A 1,514-nucleotide genomic window follows, 5' to 3' on the forward strand; every position below is an offset into this window, starting at 1 on the left:
TCGATGAACACGACAGGCAGGTGTTTGCCAGGCGCCTGCCCAACGATGTGACTGCCATCGTGGCAGCCTTGCGCTCTTGCCCAGGCCAGCTCGCTGGCGTGGCCGTCGAATCGACCTTCAACTGGTACTGGCTTGTTGATGGCCTGCAAGATGCAGGCTTTGCTGGGTGACTGGTGCGCAACGACGCAACCAACATTCGATAACCAAGTGCGCACACGGATTCACAAGGCTGAGCATGCCGGACACAAGGGGCGATGACGTTCCAAGCAATGCGGGTGCCAACGCAGGATCGCGTTTGTGCCTATTGACGGAGACGGCTAATGGGTGACCCTAAAATCCGACGTGACCCTAAAATCCGACGGGTCAAATGTCCGTTGCAGCGCCCAGTTAGGGCCCTTCGTCGTTTCCCATGGAACTTGACTTCACACCCGCCGCACTACAAGGCGGGGCGGTACGCTTAGGGCCGTTGCATATTGGAGTGATGCGAAGTGGCGGGATTGGAAGTTGAAGGACTGTTCACGGCGGCGCTGGGCTTGGCCGAGCCGTGGAAGGTGGACAAGGTCGAGCTGAACACAGCCAAACGGCGCATCGACTTCGAGGTGGTGAACATGGGCGCTCGTCTGGCATGCCCGGCCTGCGGGGCGGCGAGCCAGCCGGTGCACGAGCGGGTACGCCGCTGCTGGCGTCATCTGGACTTCTTTCAGTTCGAGGCCTGGCTGCATGCTGCGATCCCTCGGGTAGGCTGCACGGCGTGTGGCAAGACCAGCCAGGCGCCCGTGCCCTGGGCGCGCGAGGGCAGTGGCTTCACGATGCTGTTCGAGGCGCTGGCCATCTCGCTGTGCCAGCAGTTGCCCGTGCGCCAGGCCGCGCAGATGCTGCGGGTGAGCGACAAGCAGTTGTGGCGGCGCATCGAGCACTACGTCGAGCAGGCCCGCGCGCGCCAGGACATGAGCGCAGTGCGCATTGTGGGTGTGGACGAGACCAGCGTGAGCCGTGGCCAGCAGTACATCACCGTGGTGCACGACCTGGCTGCCAAGCAGCTGCTGTTTGCCACGACGGGGCGAGACCACAGCACCGTGCAGCGCTTTGCCCAGGAGCTGGTGCTCCACAGGGGCAAGACCGAGCAGATCGAGCACGTGTGCATGGACATGAGCGCGGCCTACGCGCGGGGCGTGGCCACGTCCTTGCCGCAGGCGCAGATCAGCTACGACCGCTTTCACGTGGTGGCCCTGGCCAACGAGGCGATGGACGAGGTGCGCAACGCCGAATGGAAGCAGGAGGGCGCACGCGTGCAGGAAAAGCTCGGCCCGTTGGCAGCGCGCGAGCGCCGCGCGGTGCTGTGGGCCATGCGGCGCAACCCCTCGGGATGGAGTGCTGCGCAGACAACGGCCATGCATTGGCTGCAGCGCGCCAACCTCAAGAGCACGAGGGCCTGGAGACTGAAGATGGGGCTGCGCCAGATTTACGCCCAGGCGCGGCTGCATGGCGATGTCGCCACGGCGGCGGCCGACCTG

Annotated in this window: 1 protein-coding gene; it reads left to right on the plus strand. The window is 64.8% G+C overall.

Annotated features, from left to right (window positions below; genetic code table 11):
- Positions 1–497: 497 nt before the first annotated feature.
- A partial coding sequence (locus ACK5NW_RS13285; protein WP_416928840.1) for an ISL3 family transposase occupies positions 498–1,514 on the plus strand: 1,017 nt, incomplete at its 3' end.

Origin of the sequence: Ottowia sp., assembly GCF_047975795.1 — a bacterium.
In the GTDB taxonomy this organism is placed as follows: domain Bacteria; phylum Pseudomonadota; class Gammaproteobacteria; order Burkholderiales; family Burkholderiaceae_C; genus Ottowia.